This window comes from Betaproteobacteria bacterium, from assembly GCA_016709965.1.
Classification (GTDB): Bacteria; Pseudomonadota; Gammaproteobacteria; order Burkholderiales; family Rhodocyclaceae; genus Azonexus; species Azonexus amarohabitans.
Genome location: JADJLT010000001.1, coordinates 677,941 through 696,748 on the forward strand (window position 1 = coordinate 677,941; position 18,808 = coordinate 696,748).

The 18,808-nt window shown below is 55.4% G+C and carries 20 protein-coding genes; 5 read left to right on the forward strand and 15 right to left on the reverse strand.

Annotated features, from left to right (window positions below; genetic code table 11):
- The first annotated feature begins 23 nt into the window (after nt 1-23).
- The 3 genes from IPJ12_03425 (at nt 24) to IPJ12_03435 (ending at nt 3,357) form a co-directional block, all read left to right on the forward strand.
- Nucleotides 24-479 (forward strand): peroxiredoxin, encoded by a 456-nt coding sequence (locus IPJ12_03425; protein MBK7646222.1) that lies wholly within the window; start codon nt 24-26, stop codon nt 477-479.
- A 45-nt stretch (nt 480-524) separates the two neighbouring features.
- Entirely contained in the window at nt 525-1,949 is a 1,425-nt protein-coding gene (locus IPJ12_03430) for a PhoH family protein (protein MBK7646223.1), read from the forward strand.
- 82 nt (nt 1,950-2,031) lie between these two features.
- Complete coding sequence (locus IPJ12_03435; GenBank protein MBK7646224.1) at nt 2,032-3,357, forward strand: transglutaminase domain-containing protein; 1,326 nt, start codon at nt 2,032-2,034, stop codon at nt 3,355-3,357.
- Between the two features lie 67 nt (nt 3,358-3,424).
- Here the strand turns inward: IPJ12_03435 and dnaB are convergent, their stop codons facing one another.
- From dnaB to IPJ12_03480, 9 genes are all read right to left on the reverse strand, one after another.
- Nucleotides 3,425-4,834, reverse strand: a complete 1,410-nt coding sequence (dnaB, locus tag IPJ12_03440) for a replicative DNA helicase (GenBank protein ID MBK7646225.1) — start codon at nt 4,832-4,834, stop codon at nt 3,425-3,427.
- Nucleotides 4,835-4,902: 68 nt separating this feature from the next.
- Nucleotides 4,903-5,349, reverse strand: coding sequence for a 50S ribosomal protein L9 (locus tag IPJ12_03445; GenBank protein MBK7646226.1), 447 nt, complete (start codon nt 5,347-5,349; stop codon nt 4,903-4,905).
- 18 nt (nt 5,350-5,367) lie between these two features.
- A complete protein-coding gene (locus IPJ12_03450; GenBank protein MBK7646227.1) occupies nt 5,368-5,643 on the reverse strand; it encodes a 30S ribosomal protein S18 in 276 nt (91 codons plus the stop codon).
- Entirely contained in the window at nt 5,615-5,935 is a 321-nt protein-coding gene (priB, locus tag IPJ12_03455) for a primosomal replication protein N (protein ID MBK7646228.1), read from the reverse strand. Before priB ends, IPJ12_03450 begins: the two co-directional genes overlap by 29 nt.
- Before the next feature lie 32 nt (nt 5,936-5,967).
- Complete coding sequence (gene rpsF, locus IPJ12_03460; protein ID MBK7646229.1) at nt 5,968-6,354, reverse strand: 30S ribosomal protein S6; 387 nt, start codon at nt 6,352-6,354, stop codon at nt 5,968-5,970.
- Between the two features lie 340 nt (nt 6,355-6,694).
- Nucleotides 6,695-8,548 carry a hypothetical protein gene (locus tag IPJ12_03465; GenBank protein ID MBK7646230.1) on the reverse strand — a complete coding sequence of 618 codons (1,854 nt, stop codon included), beginning with the start codon at nt 8,546-8,548 and terminating at the stop codon, nt 6,695-6,697.
- Complete coding sequence (locus IPJ12_03470) at nt 8,520-9,185, reverse strand: energy-coupling factor ABC transporter permease (GenBank protein MBK7646231.1); 666 nt, start codon at nt 9,183-9,185, stop codon at nt 8,520-8,522. Before IPJ12_03470 ends, IPJ12_03465 begins: the two co-directional genes overlap by 29 nt.
- Nucleotides 9,186-9,221: 36 nt before the next feature.
- On the reverse strand, nt 9,222-10,154 hold the full coding sequence (locus IPJ12_03475; protein ID MBK7646232.1) for an electron transfer flavoprotein subunit alpha/FixB family protein: 933 nt from the start codon (nt 10,152-10,154) through the stop codon (nt 9,222-9,224).
- Nucleotides 10,155-10,272: 118 nt separating this feature from the next.
- Nucleotides 10,273-11,028, reverse strand: a complete 756-nt coding sequence (locus IPJ12_03480; GenBank protein ID MBK7646233.1) for an electron transfer flavoprotein subunit beta/FixA family protein — start codon at nt 11,026-11,028, stop codon at nt 10,273-10,275.
- A 115-nt stretch (nt 11,029-11,143) separates the two neighbouring features.
- Between IPJ12_03480 and IPJ12_03485 the strand changes: the two genes are divergently transcribed.
- Nucleotides 11,144-11,767, forward strand: a complete 624-nt coding sequence (locus IPJ12_03485; GenBank protein ID MBK7646234.1) for a TetR/AcrR family transcriptional regulator — start codon at nt 11,144-11,146, stop codon at nt 11,765-11,767.
- Here IPJ12_03485 and IPJ12_03490 read toward each other — a convergent pair.
- From IPJ12_03490 to ppx, 5 genes are all read right to left on the reverse strand, one after another.
- Nucleotides 11,764-12,369 (reverse strand): membrane integrity-associated transporter subunit PqiC, encoded by a 606-nt coding sequence (locus IPJ12_03490; GenBank protein MBK7646235.1) that lies wholly within the window; start codon nt 12,367-12,369, stop codon nt 11,764-11,766. The two genes, IPJ12_03485 and IPJ12_03490, sit on opposite strands and share 4 nt — an antisense overlap.
- A gap of 1 nt (nt 12,370) precedes the next feature.
- Entirely contained in the window at nt 12,371-13,297 is a 927-nt protein-coding gene (locus IPJ12_03495) for an MCE family protein (protein MBK7646236.1), read from the reverse strand.
- Between the two features lie 9 nt (nt 13,298-13,306).
- Nucleotides 13,307-14,062 (reverse strand): ATP-binding cassette domain-containing protein, encoded by a 756-nt coding sequence (locus IPJ12_03500; protein MBK7646237.1) that lies wholly within the window; start codon nt 14,060-14,062, stop codon nt 13,307-13,309.
- Nucleotides 14,059-15,093, reverse strand: coding sequence for an ABC transporter permease (locus IPJ12_03505; protein MBK7646238.1), 1,035 nt, complete (start codon nt 15,091-15,093; stop codon nt 14,059-14,061). Before IPJ12_03505 ends, IPJ12_03500 begins: the two co-directional genes overlap by 4 nt.
- Nucleotides 15,094-15,161: 68 nt before the next feature.
- Nucleotides 15,162-16,664: an exopolyphosphatase gene (ppx, locus tag IPJ12_03510; GenBank protein ID MBK7646239.1), complete on the reverse strand. Its 1,503-nt coding sequence runs from the start codon at nt 16,662-16,664 to the stop codon at nt 15,162-15,164.
- Between the two features lie 17 nt (nt 16,665-16,681).
- Between ppx and IPJ12_03515 the strand changes: the two genes are divergently transcribed.
- Nucleotides 16,682-16,882, forward strand: coding sequence for a hypothetical protein (locus IPJ12_03515; GenBank protein MBK7646240.1), 201 nt, complete (start codon nt 16,682-16,684; stop codon nt 16,880-16,882).
- A gap of 7 nt (nt 16,883-16,889) precedes the next feature.
- Here IPJ12_03515 and IPJ12_03520 read toward each other — a convergent pair whose 3' ends face one another.
- Nucleotides 16,890-18,782, reverse strand: a complete 1,893-nt coding sequence (locus IPJ12_03520) for a propionate--CoA ligase (GenBank protein MBK7646241.1) — start codon at nt 18,780-18,782, stop codon at nt 16,890-16,892.
- Between the last annotated feature and the right edge of the window lie 26 nt (nt 18,783-18,808).

Consider the following 18,808-nt stretch of genomic DNA (forward strand, 5'->3'; position numbering starts at 1 on the left):
GCCAACAACACAGAGGCTTCCCGATGCTCGACACAAAAATCCCCGATTTTTCCCTGCCTGCCACCAGCGGCAAAAGCTTTAATCTGGCTGAACAGGCCGGCAAGGTTGTGGTCATTTATTTCTACCCCAAGGACAGCACCCCGGGCTGCACGACCCAGGGGCAGAACTTCCGCGACCTGTACGACCAGTTCTCGGCTGCCAATGCAGTCATCCTCGGCATTTCGCGGGACAGCCTGAAATCGCACGAGAACTTCAAGGCCAAGCAGGCATATCCCTTCGAACTCGGCTCCGACGCCGATGAAGCCATCTGCAACCTGTTCTCTGTCATGAAAATGAAAAACATGTATGGGAAACAGGTACGGGGCATCGAACGGAGCACCTTCGTCATCGACCGTTCGGGTGTCCTGCGCCGCGAATGGCGCGGCGTAAAAGTTCCCGGCCACGTTCAGGAAGTTCTGGATTACGTCAAAACCCTTTAACTCAAACCACTTAACCTTTTCCCACCCTGACCAAAGGCCCACTCCATGCCGCGCAAGCCCGCAGCCACCAAGAAGCCCGCCGTTACAAAAATATTTGTCCTTGATACCAACGTGCTGATGCACGATCCCAGTTGTCTTTTCCGTTTTGAAGAACACGACGTCTTCCTGCCCATCATGACACTGGAAGAACTCGACAACCACAAGAAGGGCATGTCGGAAATTGCCCGTAACGCCCGTCAGACGTCACGCATGCTGGACGAGTTGCTGGCCAACAATGGCGACATCGACGAGGGAATTGAGCTTTACATCCCCTCCAGCAAGCAGGCCAGTGGCCGGCTCTTCCTGCAGACCGAAGCGATCAGCGCCGATCTGCCGCAAGGCCTGCCAACCTCCAAGGTCGACAACCAGATCCTCTCGGTCGTCATCCACCTGCAAAAGAAATTCCCGAAACGCCCAGTCATTCTGGTGTCGAAAGACATCAACATGCGCATCAAGTCGCGCGCCCTCAACCTGTTGGCAGAAGACTACTTCAACGACAAGGTGCTGGAGGACACCGACATCCTCTACACCGGCATCCGTGCCTTGCCCGATACATTTTGGGACAAGCATGGCAAGGGAATGGAATCCTGGAAAAAGGATGCCAAAACCTATTACAAGGTAACCGGTCCTCTGTGTCCGCAGATGCTGGTCAACGAGTGCGTGTGGCTGGAAAAGGACGGCTTTACAGCCATCGTCAAGGAGACCTCCGGCAAGACAGCCGTGCTTGAGACCTTGGTTGACTATACGCACCCGAAAAATGCGATCTGGGGCATTACCGCCCGCAACCGCGAACAAAATTTTGCGATGAACCTGCTGATGAATCCGGATATCGACTTCGTCACGCTGCTTGGCCAGGCTGGCACCGGCAAGACCTTGCTGACACTGGCGGCAGGCCTGACCCAGGTTCTGGAAAGCAAGCTTTTCGTCGAGATCATCATGACCCGCGCCACGGTACCCGTCGGCGAGGACATCGGCTTCCTGCCGGGAACAGAGGAAGAAAAGATGGCCCCGTGGATGGGAGCACTCGAAGACAATCTCGACGTCCTCACCCATACCGACGAAAGCAGTAGCGGCCCGTACGGCGGCGACTGGGGCAAGGCGGCGACAAACGACATCATCCGTTCGCGGATCAAGGTCAAGTCCATGAACTTCATGCGCGGCCGAACTTTCCTGAAAAAGTACCTGATCATCGACGAGGCGCAAAACCTGACGCCAAAGCAGATGAAAACGCTGGTCACCCGCGCCGGCCCCGGTACCAAGGTTGTTTGCCTCGGCAATATTGCGCAGATCGATACTCCTTACCTGACTGAAGGCAGTTCAGGGCTGACTTACGTGGTCGACCGCTTCAAAGGCTGGCCGCATTCCGGTCACATTACGTTACAACGTGGCGAGCGTTCCCGTCTGGCTGACCACGCGGCCGAAGTGTTATAATCGTCATCAATGATCAAGGGGCCGTGTCAGTGACACGGCCTTTTCGTTTCAACCACGGAATTGTCTCCGCCGGAGGAGTTACTTGAAACGTCGCGACTTTCTAACATCTGCTGCAGCGCTTTCACTATTTGTCACAGATGCCTGGGCCAATAAGAAACAGGCCAAAACCAGTTCTTCCAAGCATGCCGCAAGCAGTGCCAAACACAAAGGCGCCGCTGGCAAACCATCGTCCAGCAAATCCGGGAAGTCATCCAAATCGAGCAAGCTGTCTAAAAAAGCCAGCTCGAGACACGAACGCCACCACAAGGAAAAGATCGTCTACCGACCGCGCGAGCCAGTCGCGCACACGGCGGAAGATCCAGTCATTGAGCGCCCGCCGCAAGGTACGACCGCTTCCAGGCTACCGCCCGTCAAAGCACCGGAGCCGCCCAGTGATTGGCGCACGTTTGAAATCACCACGACAATCAATCTGAAAAACCGGAGCGGCTTGACCAAGCTCTGGTTACCGTTGCCACTCAATCAGGACACACTTTTTCAACGCACGCTCGGTCATACGTGGGTTGGCAATCCCGCTACAGCAGGCATGCGCCGACTGCCAGATGGTGACCTTGAAGTCTTTTTTTGCGAGTGGCCGGACAGCAGCGATGCCAAGCTGCAACTCACGACACTGGTCACCACGGCCGACAGACATTTCGACATTACCAAGCGCACGGTAGCGCCTGAGAGGGAAGATATCCTGCGTCGAAATTTGCAGGCGTCCCAGTTAATTCCCAATGAAGGCCTAGCCTTCCAGCTCGGGGAACGCATCCTGGGCCGCATCAAGGATCCACTTGCCCAAGCCAAGGCCATCTACGACTGGGTTGTCGATAACACAATTTACGACCCCAGCCTGCCCGGTTGTGGTACTGGCGATGTTCGGAAACAATTGATCCAGGGACAATACGGCGGACGCTCGGCCGATATTAACGGCCTGTTCGTCAGCATCTGCAGGGCCATAGGGATTCCCGCACGCTGCGTCTACGGCATGCGTACCGGGCCTTCACGACTATTCCGCAGCCTGGGACTCACCAGCGATGACGCGACACGTGGCCAACACGTGCGCGCAGAGTTTTACGTTCCCGGGTATGGGTGGATACCGGTTGATCCAAGCGATGTCCGACGTGCAATTTCATTGGAAGTACTATCCGACCGCGACAGCAAGTTGAATGCGCTGAAAAAAATCCTGTTCGGTGTATGGGAGATGAACTGGATCGCCTTCAATCTGGGAACGGATATCGTACTGCCAGGAACGAATGCCCCGTTGCCCTTTATGCTCATGCCACAATTCGAAACGGCCGGTGGCCGTTATGATACGGGCAGTTCAGCTAGCCCGCAGTACAGCATCCGAACACGTCAGGTCGCAATTTGACTGACACTGGTTTCGGAGGGCGACGAAACCAGTATTTGCCAAACTCTGGCGACATGCAAATCGCCAATTAATCTCTAGCGTCCTGAAAGCCACCGGACGCAAGATTTTCAAAGCGCGTGTATTCACCGATAAAGGCCATGCGTACGGTTCCTGTGGGGCCGTTACGCTGCTTGCCGATGATCACTTCAGCCAGCCCCTTGTTATCGTGGCTATCCTTGTTGTAATACTCATCCCGGTACATCATCAGGATTACGTCCGCATCCTGTTCGATAGCGCCTGATTCGCGCAAGTCGGACATCATCGGTCGCTTGTCGGTACGCTCTTCGACCTTCCGCGACAACTGGGACAATGCCACAATCGGCACTTGCAATTCCTTCGCCAGCGACTTGATCGAACGAGAGATTTCCGAGACTTCTGTAGCCCGGTTTTCCCCTTGTCGGTTACCGCTCATTAACTGGATATAGTCAATGACCAACAAGCCGAGCTTGCCACCGTATTTTCGCGCCAGCCGTCGGGCACGCGCACGCAAATTTGCCGGACTCAAGCCACCCGTTTCGTCAATATAGATCGGTGCTTCATGGAGTTTGCCGAGCGCAAAAGAAAGGCGGGACCATTCGTCATCAGACATCCGTCCCGTACGCAAACTTTGGGAATTGAGACGCCCGATCGAGGCCAGCATCCGCATGGCCAACTGGGCACCACCCATTTCCATCGAAAAAATTCCGACCGGCAACCCGGTGTCGACAGCAACGTTCTCGGCAATATTCAGCGCAAACGCCGTCTTGCCCATGGATGGACGACCTGCAACAATAATCAAGTCACCCGGCTGAAAACCGGATGTCTTCTGGTCCAGATCGATGAATCCTGTCGGCACCCCTGTAATATCCGAAGGGTTATCGCGATCATGCAATTCCTGAATACGCTCAACCACCTGAGTCAGCAAGGGATTGATGTGAATGAATCCCTCGTTGTGCCCTGCACCGGCTTCGGCAATCCTGAATATCTTTGACTCTGCTTCATCCAGAAGGCTCTCGGCGTCACGGCCCATGGGATTCAGGGCATCCGCCGCGATTTCGTCCGCCGTCGCTACCAGTTGACGCAATACAGAACGCTCACGAACGATTTCGGCGTAACGTTTAATATTGGCCGCCGACGGTGTATTGGCAGCCAACTCACCCAGATAGGCCAGACCGCCGGTCTGATCACCCTCCCCTGCTGCATCCAGCGCTTCGGCAACGGTAACCACGTCGGCCGGCTTGGCACTATCCAGCAGCTTGCGAATCTGTCGAAATATTCGCCGGTGCTCATCCCGATAAAAATCAGTTTCAGCGACTTGATCTCCGATCCGGTCCCACGCTTGATTATCCAGCAATAGACCGCCAAGAACAGATTGCTCTGCCTCTATGGAATGAGGTGGAACACGCAAGTGGTCCAGGGACGAATCGGAAATTCTAGGTTTGGAAGGGCGTTGATTCATGACGGCAAGTTTAAATTAAAAAGGCCTCGCTATTGCGAGGCCTTTTGAGTGTGTTGGATTAACTAAAATTACTCAGCAACCACAGCCACAGTAATGTTGGCCAGCACGTCAGTGTGCAGCGCTACGTCGAGCGGAAACTCGCCGATTGCCTTGAGCGGACCTTCCGGCATGCGAATGGCAGACTTGTCGACATCGAAGCCGATTGCCTTGAGTGCATCGGCAATATCCGAATTACCAACAGAACCAAACAGACGACCATCCATGCCGGCCTTACGAGCGACGGAAACGGCGGTACCGTTCATCTTGTCGGCAACAACCTGGGCAGCAGCCAGCTTTTCAGCGGCCAGCTTTTCAAGTTCGGCACGGCGGGTTTCGAACTCAGCCATGGTAGCGGGCGTTGCGCGCTTGGCCATGCGTTGCGGAATCAGAAAGTTGCGGGCATAGCCATCTTTGACCTTAACGATATCGCCGAGGTTACCGAGGTTAACAACCTTTTCGAGCAGAATAATTTGCATGTTTCGTCTCCTCGAAGATTATTGATGGTTGTCGGTGTAAGGCAGCAGAGCCATGAAGCGAGCACGCTTGATAGCAGTGCCCAGCTGGCGCTGGTAGCCGGCCTTGGTGCCGGTCAGACGAGCCGGCATGATCTTGGCGTTTTCCTGGATGAACTCTTTCAGGACATCCACATCCTTGTAGTCGATCTGTTCGACTTTTTCAGCCGTGAAGCGGCAGAACTTGCGACGCTTGAACAGGCCGCCACCGCGCTTCTTTTTCTTGTCATCATCCTTCTTCTTGAAGAATCGAGCCATTTTCGTTTCCTTCCAAATATTCGAGTGTATTCACATGTAGCACGGGCGCTTTGCTGTTGCGACTTTTGGCAGCAAGAAATCCGATCAGTTTGATCTTCCCCCCAAGGGGCGCTGCTTCTAACCAACGGGCGTTTTCTCCCAGAGCTATGACAGCGATTTCTACTTCTACCAATCGCTCTGCACCACCTTCCATCTGCGAGGAGCCATGATGCAGCCATCCCTCGCTAACCGGAGTTCCCGCCGGGGTATAACGCAGTTTTTTGCGCTCAATCAGCTTTCCGGAAAGTGTGATGCAGTTCAGCCGTTAATCCCGTACAAATATGTTTAAGCAGCAGCCGTTTCAACTGGCGCGGCCGGAGCGGCATCACCAGCAGGCATCATGGACTTGGACTTTTCTTCCTTCATCATCGGGGAAGGAGTCGTCACAGCGGCCTTCATCTTGACGGTAAGATGGCGCAGCACGGCATCGTTAAACTTGAACGAATGTTCGAGTTCATTCAGCGTCTCGCCGTCGCACTCGATGTTCATCAGGACGTAGTGAGCCTTGTGGATCTTCTGGATCGGATAAGCCAGTTGACGGCGGCCCCAGTCTTCCAGACGATGAATCATACCGTTTTTGGCACTAACAATAGCGCGGTAGCGCTCGACCATGCCGGGCACTTGTTCGCTTTGGTCCGGATGGACGATAAAGCAGATTTCGTAATGGCGCATGCAATCTCCTTTTGGGATATACCCTCCGCCATGCGGGTGCGGTAGGGCAAGGTTGAAAAGCCCAAGATTATAACAACATCCGCAAGGTTTTGGCTGAATACGAATACGACCTGCAAAAAACTATCGTCAACAATAGCCAGAGGGCTAGCAGGCAAAGATGGCTGACTCAGAAAAACGACGAGCCGGGGTCAAAATAATCAGGAACAGTTAGAGTGCCGCAAACCTAGATGCGCCGCATCCATTCGCCCCATCAATATCAATTCCATGGAGGGTGATCATTGCTCGCTCGCAATTACCAGCCGCCCTCAGCGACAACGCCAACAACGGGGCGAGCTATCACTCAGGTGAGGCTCTCCATGCGATTGGCAGTTTCTTTCAACTCGATAAGGAACAAAATATCCTCGACAACCGGAAGGGTAAAGCCCATGCGTTGACCACCGCGATTGTCACGCAGCAACTGATATAAATAGCCGACTACATCACCCGCGTTCCACAAGCCGATTACCGTATTCATCAGACGTGGCAAGTCCTCCAGGCATGTCGCCCGAGGGGCAAGCGGCAATCCACCGGCCGCTTCGGAAGAGGGAACACTGATCGCCGCAGCCCCATCATCCCAATTCTGCACCTCAACGTTGAAATGCATGTTGAGATTTCGTGCAACGTTTTCAAACTCCGCACGCATGCCAGCCATCCGGTAAACATCCATCAAACGAATCCATGGTTGCAAGGCTTCTTGAGGATTATTGTCGATATATTCCTGCAATGCCTGAGCTGCACCTTTTACCCGACCAAAGGAGAGCATGATGTCCGCCAGCTCCATGACTGGATTAGCCTCAAAATGCTCGTCCAGCGTTGTAGCACTCATGGACATTATCGAATCCTGCCCCTGCACGGGCACCACTTCAGGCACTTCTGAACGCCGTGATCGGTCTTCGTTTCCAGTATCTAGTTCGAGATCTACCTGCATCGGCATGCCCATGGCAGCGGGCTCAAAGGGAAGATCAATGCCCCCCCGCTCTACATGTTCATCGGATCGCTTCGGATCAACCTTGAGCGCAGGTACAGGAATCGGGAAGTCGCGCTCGTCATCGTCCAGTTTCTTATTGCGATAAGTACGCCAACCAAGCCACCCGGCAATCCCGAGCACCGTACCGATCAGAACACCATAGAGGCTCCATTCGGACAATCCGCCATCGTTGGTGTCGAGCTGATGCGGAGGAGGCTGCCTTGAGACTGGCTTATCAGCACTTCCCGGACGAGACTCTCCTGCAACAGGCGGGGCCAACTGTGGCGCAGTTTGCGTAGCAGCAACAGGTACGCTTCCACTATTTTCAACGCGCTGAGCAAAACCGGCGGCATGCTGCTGTAGCTCTCCCAGCGTGGACTCCATATTTCTCAATTTTTCAGCCGTAGCCATTTGAGAAGTAGCCTGTTGCTGCATAGCCATCAACATTCGGTACTCAAGACGCAGAATTTCTCGCTGCTCTTCTTTGACCTCAGTCTCTGCGCTCAGAAGCTCGGTTGCCAATCGCAGCGATGGCTCACCAACCACATCATCCGATAATAGAAGGCGATCCGGCAATCGAACGGCTGTAGACGATTTTTTCGTTCGCTTTGGCGTCAACTTTGGAGGAGCATCAGCCGCAGCAGGCGCTACCGAACGCACCTTTACATGCCGACGAACTGGCGGCGAGGAAATACGAGCATCCACTTCCTGAGCGCGCGGTTCAACACGTGGCGAAGCGGTAGTGCTAACCGGCGAAGCCAAAAGGATATAGTCCCGTGAGATCTCCAATCCGCAACCCAATTGAACCGCCAATTGCATGATGGGTTCGCGCAACGGGGTATCAGAAGCAATTTCGAGAACGGGGCGCGCGCCCTTGCGAACACGAAGTGTGGCTTTTTTCAACCATGGGAAATCGCCGCCACCGGCAGGCTGCACCAGACGAAAACAACCGGCATCCAGCTTTTGTGTGTCGCCACCTAAAAGGTCTATTTCCAGTTGTATGCGCTCACCCAAGGCTGGCTGTCCGCGCAATTCGCCGAGGCCAACCGCCGAAACGCTTCCTGACAAAGCCAACAGAAATATCGGCAAGGAGTAGCGAAGAGCAAAGCGATTCAAAGAGACAGCCCCCAATGACAACAAATTATTCGAATTGTAACTTTTATTTATCAGCCAGATAACTGGAATCATCGAAGCTCACGACCCAATGAGGGCGGTAAACAACGAACAGCGTCATCAACATTCCGGACAGCGATGCCTCCGAGAAAGCAAGCAAGAGAAAATACGGGAAATACTCGCTGAATAAATAGCTCCACTCATAGGCGCCAACCATTGCCATCATTAGTGTTGTAGCCGCTCCAACGCCGACAATCGTGAGTGCAGCACCCAAAAATCCGTTTATGAAGATGTATACAAAGAAATGCTTGGGCAGCATACCGGAGAAAATCCGGTAATAAAACTGACTCAATCCGACGCCTAGTCCTGCCAGCATCAAGGCATTTGCGGCAAAGGCGAATGGCCCCGCAGCGCCGTTCAGGGTAATCCCTGCGGTCACCAGGCACAGCCCTACAAAAGCCAAATATGGCCCGAAACATAAGTTAAATGCGGTTGCACCCAGCAAATGAAAAGTCAAACCAGGTCGGACCCCCGCCTTCATGCTCCAAACCAGGGTCAGCAGTACGACCATGCCGAGCCATACATTCATTTGCTCCGAATCTTTGAGGCGCGCCCATGGCGCCCGCCAAATACAAAAAGCGAAGAGTGGTACCCAGACGACCCAAGCCGCCCAGTACCACGCTTCGCCCATCAGGGTATCTGTCAGATTCACATGGCTATTCTAGTGCCAGCCTCGGATTTTGTGGCATTAGCTGACAGCGCCGACCATCTGCGGCACCAGTTCAAACAGATCGCCAACCAAGCCGTAATCGGCGACCTGGAAGATCGGCGCATCGGGATCCTTGTTGATGGCGACGATGACTTTCGACTCCTTCATCCCGGCAAGGTGCTGGATGGCGCCGGAAATACCGACGGCGATGTAAAGCTGCGGGGCGACGATCTTGCCGGTCTGACCGACCTGATAGTCATTGGGCACAAAGCCGGCATCGACGGCGGCACGGGAGGCGCCCAGCGCTGCACCGAGCTTGTCGGCGAGCGGTTCGAGCAGGGTGTGATAGTTCTCGCCACTGCCCAGACCACGACCGCCGGAAACGATGATCTTGGCGGCACCGAGTTCGGGACGCTCGGACTTGGTGAGTTCGCGGTGGGTCAGCGTGCATTGGGCGGTGTCGGCAGCCGGGCTGATGTTTTCGATTTTGGCGGCATTTTCCCGGTTGACCGCGTCAAAGGCGGTGGTGCGCACGGTGATGACTTTGACGGTGTCGGCGCTCTTGACGGTGGCGAGGGCATTGCCGGCGTAGATCGGGCGGACGAAGGTGTCAGCCGATTCGACGCCGGTGATTTCGGAGATTTGAGCGACATCGAGCAGGGCCGCGACGCGGGGCATGAGGTTCTTGCCGAAGGTGGTGGCCGGGGCGAGGATGTGGCTGTAGCCGGCAGCGTTGGCGATGACCAGGGCGGTGAGGTTTTCTGCGGTCTGGTTTTGGTAGTGGGCGGCGTCAGCAACTTTGACGACGGTCACGCCGCTGAGGGTGGCGGCGTCCTGGGCGGCGGCATTGCAGTTGGCACCGGCGACGAGGAGGTGTACTTCGCCACCGATCTTCTGGGCGGCCGCGACGGTGTTGAGAGTGGCGGCCTTGAGGGTGGTGTGGTCGTGTTCGGCAATAACTAATATGGACATTCGGTTCTCCCTTAGGCCGCCTCAGAGCGGCCGGTGGTCGATTGAAGACTGGGGTTTCGGCGGCGAATCATGATTCGCTTTACTCGCATCCCCGCTAGCGGGGCCCCTGCTCGGTAGCTCACGCGATTACTTTCGCCTCATTGCGAAGCTTGTTGACGAGTTCGGCGACGTCGGTGACCTTGATGCCGGCGGAGCGTTTGGCGGGTTCGGCAACTTTGAGGGTGGTCAGGCGCGGGGCGACATCTACACCAAGGTCGGCGGGCTTGACGGTGTCGAGCTGCTTTTTCTTGGCTTTCATGATGTTGGGGAGCGTGGCGTAGCGCGGTTCGTTGAGGCGCAGGTCGGTACTGATGACGGCCGGGAGATTGATTTCGAGGGTTTCGAGGCCGCCGTCGATTTCGCGGGTGACGGTGGCTTTGCCACCGGCGATGACGACTTTGGAGGCGAAGGTGGCTTGCGGCCAGTTTTGCAGGGCGGCGAGCATTTGCCCGGTCTGGTTGGCGTCGTCGTCAATGGCTTGTTTGCCGCAGATGACGATTTGGGGTTGTTCTTTGTCGCAAAGGGCTTTGAGGAGCTTGGCGACGGCCAGCGGCTGGAGGTCGATATCGCCGCAGTCGACGAGAATGCCGCGGTCGGCGCCAATGGCCATGGCGGTGCGCAGGGTTTCCTGACAGGCGGCAACGCCGCAGCTGACGGCAATGACTTCGGTGGCGATGCCGGCTTCTTTGAGCCGAACGGCTTCTTCAATGGCAATTTCGTCAAAGGGGTTCATGCTCATCTTGACGTTGGCCAGGTCAACGCCCGTGCCGTCTGCCTTCACGCGTACCTTGACGTTGTAATCTACTACCCGTTTTACTGGGACAAGAATCTTCACAAGCATCTCCTTTTTCTCGGTTGAATTTCTTCAAATAGCCTCGCCGGTTTGACAGGCGATCACCCAGCCAGCACAATGAACATACTGTGTCGTATGGAAAAGCATACGGTAGCGTATGGAAAATAAACCTGTCAAGTCTGCAATCATAACCCCATCACTCAAGCTGCGTAGCCGAGTTGCAGCAGCACGCACTCAACTTGACCCGGAGCGTTGGGTCAATGAGGCCACTGACGTCTTGGCACGGGACGGCATCAGTGGGCTGCGCGTCGAGGTACTGGCCAAGAAATGTGGTGTAACAAAGGGAAGTTTCTATTGGCACTTCAAGGATCGCCAAGCCCTTCTGGATGCCGTTCTGGATCAATGGAAAAATGGACGCATCCTCGACATAGAAAAGACAACCTCGGTCACCACCGGCAATGAACGAGATCAATTGCAGTACGCTATCGAATTATATGGCGCAAGCAAAAATCGCAAGGGCATGGCTATTGAATTGGCGATACGCGACTGGGCACGACATGACCCACTTGCGGCTAAAGTCGTTGAAACCGTTGATCTTTATCGACTGGAATGTACGCGCAAATTATTCGTTGCCACCGGCATGTCAGACGCCGAAGCAAAAAGCCGCAGCCTGCTGCTTTATGCCTGCGTTTTTGGATTGTCATTGATGCATTACGCGCAATTCGACCAAGATCTTGCAGGCTTGAAACAACGCATCGCTGAACGAATTATTTCAAACTAGCCTGAACAGCCAGCGGCTTTTCCGCTCTCGATCAAACCTTGCTCCCAAGTCTGAAGATCGATCGCCAGTCGAGTCACGTTGGTAGTCATCGCCTTGACGCCCCCTGACGCATCCTGACTGGAAGCGGATTGCTCCAGGTTCAGATCAAGTTCGGCCAGCTGGCGACGCGAGCGATCAAGCAGCACTGCCCGCCCTTGCAAAATTCCCTTGCTGCTTTCCGGGGAGGAAAAAACCTGACTGAATTCCGTGATCTCCACACGCAAGAGACAACGGGCTTGTCCCTGCCCAGCCCTGACAAGATCAAGTTGCTGCATCAAGCGCTGCTGGATCAATTGGGCGGGAGGCCCAGCCCAGCGCGCTCTTGCATATTCACGCAAACGGGCTGCATCAACATACAGCAGCCGATAATCAATGCCCAGTGAATCGAACCATAGTGGTGCCCGAACCTCGACCGCCAAGGCTTGCTTGCGTGGCTCAGCGAGAAGGCGTGGCACTGCCGGCCCAAAATCATAAGTAGCCATGGCAACGTCACCGCCACGTTTGCCGGAAGTAAAACAAGCAGAAACAAGGAGGCAAAGCAGAAGCGTGATGAACCAACGCATCTCATTTCTCCTTGGCGGGATTGAACCCGGTTTCACCAGGCCCCGGCGATTGAGCTGGGGCGCCAAAAACAAGGCCTTGTGGCGACTCTTCCAAAATGCGAAGTACGCGGCTCAACTGACGAGAAGTCATAGAAAAATCTGTCGCCAGCTCGTTCAGACGCGGCATCAGCGCTGACGTTCCGCCGGCCGAAGCATCACCAATGGCCACATCCAGCTTGTCTGTCGCCACCTGCATTTTGCCGATCAGGATACGCGTATCGGATAGCAATGGCCCGACTTCACCTGCAGCTTTCGACAACTGCTTGATATTGCGATCGTCAAGGAGCTTTTTGACTTGACCCAAGGTCACATTCAGATTCTCAAGCGCTGGCTTCATGCTGACCGACGCAGCTTCCAGATTTACCAGCGTCGCCGCGAGGTGAGCACGATTCTCGTCATTGAGCATGGCATTGGCGCTCACCATCATCTGGCGCGCCTGCTTCAGCGTTGCCATTCCGGTCTCACCGAGTTCCTCGAGCAACGAAGGGATCATCGTGATACGCGGCGGCTGATCATCATTCGGTTTCAAAGGCTCCATATCCTTGCCGGTTTCCAGCAAGAGGATATGCGCCAGCCCCGTGACCCCCTGATAGTTCAGTTTGGCGACAGTCCCCTTGGTCAGCGGCACATCGCCATTGACCGAAATAGTCACCAGAATATTGCTGTAATCCTCAGGATCAAGACGGATATCGCTGACCTTGCCAACTCGTATTCCCCGGTAACGAACTTGCGCCTGCGGATTAAGTCCACCTATGTTCTGTTTGGTTACGACAATATATTCATGTGACTCGTCCTTGCCGCCGCTCAGCCAGTACAGGGCCAAAAGCGCAGCAACGCCAAGCAGAAGCGCGAACAGACCAGCAGCGAAGGCATATGACTTGTTTTCCATGACTACCCATTAAAGCAGTTTCCGGCGATCTGCGCCAAAAAAGCCGGTTACAAAAGGGTGATCGACAGTCATGACCTCGGCCTTCGGGCCAAAGGCGATGATGTGCTGATCCGCCAGCACCGCCACGTGGCTAGCCAGACCTGCAAGCGTATTAAGGTCGTGGGTCACCATGATTACCGTCAATCCAAGCTCGCGTTGCAGGTCACCGACAAGCTCGACAAAATTCTGGCTCCGATCAGGATCAAGGCCTGCAGTCGGCTCATCGAGCAACAAGAGCTCCGGCTCCAACGCCAGCGCACGCGCCAAAGCAACACGTTTGACCATTCCCCCCGACAGTTCAGCCGGCATCAGTTTTCCATGCACTGGTTCCAGCCCGACCATCGCCAGCTTGAGGTGCACCAGGCGGCGAATCCAGTCCGTATCGAGGCAATGCAGTTCGCGCAAGGGGAAAGCAATGTTGTCGAAAACGGATAATGCGGAAAACAGCGCTCCCTGTTGAAACAACATGCCAAGACGCCGGCGCAGGTCACGCTGCACCTCGACATCCGGATCGTTGAGATCGACACCAAAGAGCCGCACGATACCTGAATCAGGTGTCAGGAGACCCAGTATTTCCCGCAGCAGCGTGGTCTTGCCGCTGCCCGACCCGCCGAGCAAGCCAACGATCTGACCTTCTTCTACCCGTAACGAGAGGTCGCGATGAACTACCTGCCCGCGAAAAGTAGTACAGATGTCGCTCAGTTCAATGACAGGTGCCTGCTTCATAATTGCGGCACGCCGATCTGGCGGGTGAATATTGCAAATATCGCATCGACCAGAATGACCGTGGTAATTGCCGTTACTACCGCGCTGGTTGTATTTGCCGACAGGCTGTCCGTATTCGGCTTGACCTGTAATCCGAAATGACAGGCGACGATGGCGATGACAAAGCCAAACATCACGCCCTTGCTCAAGCCAATGAGCAGATTCGCCACCGGCAGTGCTCGCGGCAAATTTTCGAGAAAATAAACCAGCGACAAATCAAGTTGAAGCAAGGCAGCTAGCATGCCGCCCAGCAAGGCCACCGCCGACGTCCACAACACCAGCAAGGGCATTGCTACGGTCAACCCGAAAATCTTGGGTAAAACGACACGAATGCTCCGCGAGACTCCCATCGTCGATAATGCGTCGATTTCTTCGGTCACCCGCATCACGCCAATCTGAGCCGTCATCGCCGAACCTGAACGCCCGGCCACCAGCACAGCCACTAGGACCGGCCCCAATTCTCGAACGATCGAGATGCCGAGAATATTGACGATAAACAAATCTGCGCCAAAACTTTTCAGTTGCAGCGCTGAAAGATAACTGATGGTCACACCGATCAGAAAGCCAACCAGCGCTGTGACGGCCAAGGCCTGCGCCCCCGCCTTGTAGACGTTAGCCGTGAACTCTTTCCACGGAATGTCCATCGGATGGCGACAAAGATAAGCCGTATCGAGGAGCAGTTGCCCAAACAACACAACCATTCCTTTCAGATTGGTCATTGCCTTCAGCAACAAAGCCCCGACCATCTCCGGAAAGACTACCCTTGGCCTTACGTGCTCAGGTAATTCCCGAGGCAATTCCGCAACTCTCGAAAGTGATTGCCGGTGCAAGTCGCTGACCGCCAAGCTCGCCGGCCAAGCCAATCCCCAAGTACGCCACAATAGTACTGCAGCGGCGCTATCCAGCCGGGTGACCGCCGATAAATCCCAATGGCTGGAAGTTTCCGAATGCGCAGCCAACTCAAGCTGCAAGGCCGGCATCTGCGGCAGCATTTCAGCCAGCGTCCAGCTGCCGGACAGTACTACCCTCCCCGGCTCGACACGCAAGCAGGGGAGCTCGCTCACGCGATTTTCCTGGCCGGCTTGGAGTGGACGATGTACTCCCGACCCAGTTGTTTCCAAACCACTGCCTCTTCGCCAAAGGCAGCAGCCGTCCATGGATTAGCAGCCAGCCAGGCAGCGGGTAATTCAATCAGATAGCCATTGCCGCTCCGGCTTGCCCGCCAGTCCGGAATGGCCCGATCATCACGCGTGCGATGCAATAACACGGCCAATCGCAAACAGAAAATCAGATCCCACGCGCTATCAGTTGCCGGTAGCGCCCCCAGTTTCTCGAGCTTGCCCCGATGGCCGAGGACCAGCATGGCCAGGCGCCCCTGATCTTTCCTCGAGAAGCCCGGCATGTCTGCGTGCGCCAGAATATAGGCGCCGTGCTTGTGATAAGCGTTGTGGGCCACGGAAATGCCGATTTCGTGCAAACGGCAGGCCCAGGACATGAACTGCAAGTCGGCTTCGGTCGGCGCACCATCGGCCAACTGCGTCAGCGCCGAAATTGCAGTCGCCTCGACACGCTCGACCTGGTCCCCCTCCACCTGATAGCGGCGCCGGAATTGAGCAACCGTCGAATCCCGCATATCATGTTGATGAAAGCGGCCGAGCAAATCATACAGAACGCCCAGGCGCAACGCACCATCAGCGTAGGACATTCGTTCGATATTGAGCTCTTCGAAGATCGCCGACATGATGGCCACACCGCCGGGAAATACCGGCAGGCGATCCCCCTTGACACCGGGTAGATCCAGCGCTTCAGCTGAGCCGGCCTTGATGAGCAGCGCACACAATTTTTCCAACCCGACTCGCGTAATGCCGCTTTCGCCATTCGGATTCATGGCATTCAGTTCCAGCACATCGGCAATCGCTCTAGCCGACCCGGAGGAGCCCACCGCCTCCTTCCAGCCAAGGCGCTGGTAATCATGGGCAATCAACTCAATTTCCTTGGCTGCCGCCACTTGCGCTTCGCGCAAACGCTTGCGATCGATCCGGCGATCAGGAAAAAAACGCAGCGTGTAACTGACGCAGCCCATGTACAAGGACTCCATCAATTGTGGCTCGTGACGCTTGCCGATGATGAATTCCGTGGAGCCACCGCCAATGTCAATGACCAAACGCTTGTGCGCCGCCGGTGGCATTGAATGGGAAGCGCCGATGTAGATCAGGCGAGCCTCCTCACGACCGGCAATGATCTCGATGGGGAAGCCCAGCGCCTCTTCCGCCAAGGGGAGAAATTCAGTCGAGTTTTTTGCCACACGCAAGGTATTGGTCGCTACAACCCGCACCGCGCCCTTGTCCAAACCGCCAAGACGTTCGCCAAAACGGCGTAGCGCATCCAGGGCGCGCGCCTGGGCGGCAGCATCCAGACGCTTGTCCGGCATCAGACCTGAAGCCAGGCGAACCGGCTCTTTCATTGAGTCCAGTGTATAAATCTGATCATCCACAACCCGTCCGACCTGCAAACGGAAGCTATTGGAGCCCAAATCAACGGCAGCGACGGTTTCGTAAATCATTTGCTCAATGCGACAGAGTGGTAGAACTGGCGGGCATTCTACCACCCGCCCTCTCGGCAGACTGTGCACCAGATCAAAAGCCTTTTCATGACTTAGTCTTTCCCGGCCACGACAAGCAAAGCGATTCCCACGGTCGACCGGAAAAAAAAGCAAAAATTGAAATTTCTGCCGCAAAAAAAAGCCCGCCGACTCGCATCGGCGGGCTAGATCAAGCATGAATTTCGCTTAGCTTGCCAGCGCGTTCTTGATCTGCTCCAGCGTGGAAGGATCGTCGATGGTCGTCAGATCGCCGGGATCACGGCCTTCAGCCAATGCCTGCAGTGAGCGGCGCAGCATCTTGCCTGAACGGGTTTTCGGCAGGCCGGTCACGAAGTGCACACGAGCCGGACGGCCAATGGCACCGAGAATGCCGTCGACCGTGCCAAACACTTCCTTCTCCAGCGCCTTTACCAACTCTGGCGTAGCAATTTTGGAGGCGTCCTTGACAACTGCAAACGCCATTGGCACCTGGCCCTTGAGTTTGTCCTCGACACCAACCACAGCCACTTCGGCAATCGCCGGGTGATTCTGGATGGCCTCTTCGATTTCACGGGTACCCAGACGGTGACCAGCAACGTTGATCACGTCGTCAGTACGGCCGAGGATCGTGTAATAACCGTCGTCATCCTTGATCGCCCAGTCATAGGACGAGTAAACCAGCGGGTCCTTGAACAGCGTGAAATAGGTTGAAACGAAGCGATCGTCCTGACCCCAGACGGTAGACAGGCAGCCTGGCGGCAGCGGCGGAATGACAGCGGCAATACCCTTTTCGTTGGCACCGCAGATCGAACCGTCTTCACGGAAGATCTGAAGGTTGTAGCCGTAAACCGGGAACGACGGCGAACCGTACTTTATCGGCGTGTTTTCGACACCCGGCAACGCGGCCAGCATCGGCCAACCGGTTTCAGTCTGCCAGTAGTTGTCGATGACCGGCTTCTGCAACTCGGTCATGAACCACTCGTGGGTCGGCTGATCCAGCGGCTCACCGGCCATAAAGATGTGCTTCAAAGAAGACAGGTCGTACTTGTGCATGAAAGCCGGATCCTGCTTCTTCAGCACCCGTGCTGCCGTCGGCGCCGAGAACATGACCGTCACCTTGTATTTCTCGACAATCTGCCACCAGATGCCAGCATCCGGACGCAGCGGCGTGCCTTCGTACATCACGGTGGCCATACCGGCAATCAGCGGACCATAGATGATGTAGGAGTGACCGACCACCCAGCCGATGTCCGAGGTCGAGAAGAAGGTTTCACCTTCGCCGCCGCAGTAGATGTGCTTCATCGAGGAAGCCAGTGCCACGGCATAACCGCCGGTGTCGCGCTGCACGCCCTTCGGCTTGCCGGTCGTCCCCGAGGTGTAAAGAATGTAGGAAGGTTCTGATGACTCCAACCATTCGCACGGCACCTTGGCATCCATGAATTTGGCGCGTTCGGTAGCGTAGTCGACATCACGACCGGCAACCTTGTTGTAAGCCTTATCCAGCCCACGATCAATCATCAGCACCTTGGCAGGCTTGTGTTCAGCCAGATCAATGGCCTCGTCAAGCAGATGCTTGTAAGGAACAGCCTTGCCACCGCGCATGCCGGCGTCCGAGGAAACGATCAGCACGGGTTTGGCATCGTCGATACGCGTTGCCAGCGATCCGGATGCAAAACCACCGAACACCACCGAGTGGATAGCACCAATACGGGTTGCTGCCAGAATGGCAAAACATGCTTGGGCGACCATCGGCATATAAATCAGGACACGATCGCCTTTTTTGACACCAAGGCTCTGGTAAATCGCTGCCATGCGCTCAATTTCACGCTGCAGTTCGGCAAAGCTGTAAACCGTCTCTTCATCCGTTTCAGTCGAAATGAAGATCAGTGCATTGTCGTTTGGACGCTTTGCGGCATGACGGTCAACCGCGTTGTGGCAGAGATTGGTCTTGCCGCCAACGAACCATTTGGCAAATGGGGGACGGGAATAGTCGCAAACCTGGGTAAACGGTTCATTCCAATCAACAAGCTGGGCCTGCTCAGTCCAGAACTCATTCGGTTTTTCGATCGAGTACTGATGAAACTCTTTGTATGTCGCCATAAAATTCCCTCTAGCTAGGTTTTCCT

Excerpts from the sequence above, each read along its gene's own strand:
- IPJ12_03425 (MBK7646222.1), top strand. The coding sequence starts at position 24 with ATGCTCGACACAAAAATCCCCGATTTTTCCCTGCCTGCCACCAGCGGC.
- IPJ12_03430 (MBK7646223.1), top strand. The coding sequence starts at position 525 with ATGCCGCGCAAGCCCGCAGCCACCAAGAAGCCCGCCGTTACAAAAATA.
- dnaB (MBK7646225.1), bottom strand. The coding sequence starts at position 4,834 with ATGAATCAACGCCCTTCCAAACCTAGAATTTCCGATTCGTCCCTGGAC.
- IPJ12_03445 (MBK7646226.1), bottom strand. The coding sequence starts at position 5,349 with ATGCAAATTATTCTGCTCGAAAAGGTTGTTAACCTCGGTAACCTCGGC.
- IPJ12_03450 (MBK7646227.1), bottom strand. The coding sequence starts at position 5,643 with ATGGCTCGATTCTTCAAGAAGAAGGATGATGACAAGAAAAAGAAGCGC.
- rpsF (MBK7646229.1), bottom strand. The coding sequence starts at position 6,354 with ATGCGCCATTACGAAATCTGCTTTATCGTCCATCCGGACCAAAGCGAA.
- IPJ12_03465 (MBK7646230.1), bottom strand. The coding sequence starts at position 8,548 with ATGATTCCAGTTATCTGGCTGATAAATAAAAGTTACAATTCGAATAAT.
- IPJ12_03475 (MBK7646232.1), bottom strand. The coding sequence starts at position 10,154 with ATGTCCATATTAGTTATTGCCGAACACGACCACACCACCCTCAAGGCC.
- IPJ12_03485 (MBK7646234.1), top strand. The coding sequence starts at position 11,144 with ATGGAAAATAAACCTGTCAAGTCTGCAATCATAACCCCATCACTCAAG.
- IPJ12_03490 (MBK7646235.1), bottom strand. The coding sequence starts at position 12,369 with ATGCGTTGGTTCATCACGCTTCTGCTTTGCCTCCTTGTTTCTGCTTGT.
- IPJ12_03495 (MBK7646236.1), bottom strand. The coding sequence starts at position 13,297 with ATGGAAAACAAGTCATATGCCTTCGCTGCTGGTCTGTTCGCGCTTCTG.
- IPJ12_03500 (MBK7646237.1), bottom strand. The coding sequence starts at position 14,062 with ATGAAGCAGGCACCTGTCATTGAACTGAGCGACATCTGTACTACTTTT.
- IPJ12_03505 (MBK7646238.1), bottom strand. The coding sequence starts at position 15,093 with ATGCTGCCGCAGATGCCGGCCTTGCAGCTTGAGTTGGCTGCGCATTCG.
- ppx (MBK7646239.1), bottom strand. The coding sequence starts at position 16,664 with ATGATTTACGAAACCGTCGCTGCCGTTGATTTGGGCTCCAATAGCTTC.
- IPJ12_03520 (MBK7646241.1), bottom strand. The coding sequence starts at position 18,782 with ATGGCGACATACAAAGAGTTTCATCAGTACTCGATCGAAAAACCGAAT.